At 66.6% G+C, this 854-nt stretch carries 1 protein-coding gene; it reads left to right on the forward strand.

The window, feature by feature from the left end:
- On the forward strand, positions 1 to 854 hold an 854-nt coding region (locus AX735_RS17815; RefSeq protein WP_066282932.1), incomplete at both ends, for a serine hydrolase.

The raw sequence follows: 854 nt of genomic DNA on the forward strand, positions 1-854 counted from the left end.
CTGCTGCAGGGCAAGGCGAAGGCGGCGGACATCTTCAACCCCGCCTTCGTCGCTGCCGTGCCCGAAGCGCAGCTCGCGCAAGTGGTCGCCGGGCTCAAGGCGCAGCATGGCGAGCCGCAGGCGGTGGTTGCGGTGCGCCCGATGGACCCGCGCTCGGCCAGTATCGATATCCGCTTCGACAGGGCGATCGTCACCTTCACCATCGGCATGCTGGACGGAAAGCTCTCGGGCCTGTTCATCACCGGCACGCGTACCGAGGATGACAGCCTCGACAAGGTGACGGCCGATATCGCCGCGCTGCCGGGGCGAACCGGGCTGATCCTGCAGAAGCTGACCGCCACCGGCGCGGAAACCCTTGCCAGCCGCAATTCCGAGGAGCGCTTCGCCATCGCCTCGGTGTTCAAGCTTTATGTGCTCGCCGAGATCGACCGGGCGGTGCGCGCGGGCGAGCGCAAGTGGAGCGACGTGCTGCCGCTCACGCAGAAATCGCATCCCTCGGGGATCACGCAGGACTGGCCCGACAATGCACCGATGACGCTGCAGACGCTGGCGACGCTGATGATCTCGGTCAGCGACAACAGCGCTACCGACACGCTGATCGCCGCGATCGGCCAGAAAAGGCTCGCCGCCATCGTCAGGGCGAGCGGCCATGCCAATCCTTCGGACATGATCCCGCTGCTGTCGACGCAAGCCGTGACGGGCCTCAAGATGCCCGCCAATGCCGCCTTGCGCGACCGCTTCCTCGCGGCGGACGATGCCGCGCAAACGAAGCTGCTGGCTGAGGGGAGCGATGCGCTGCGGCTCAAGAATCTCGACCTGTCGGTCTATACCGGCGGGCCGAACCAGATCGACAC

Source organism: Blastomonas sp. CCH1-A6 (assembly GCF_001556365.1).
GTDB classification, from domain to species: domain Bacteria; phylum Pseudomonadota; class Alphaproteobacteria; order Sphingomonadales; family Sphingomonadaceae; genus Blastomonas; species Blastomonas ursincola.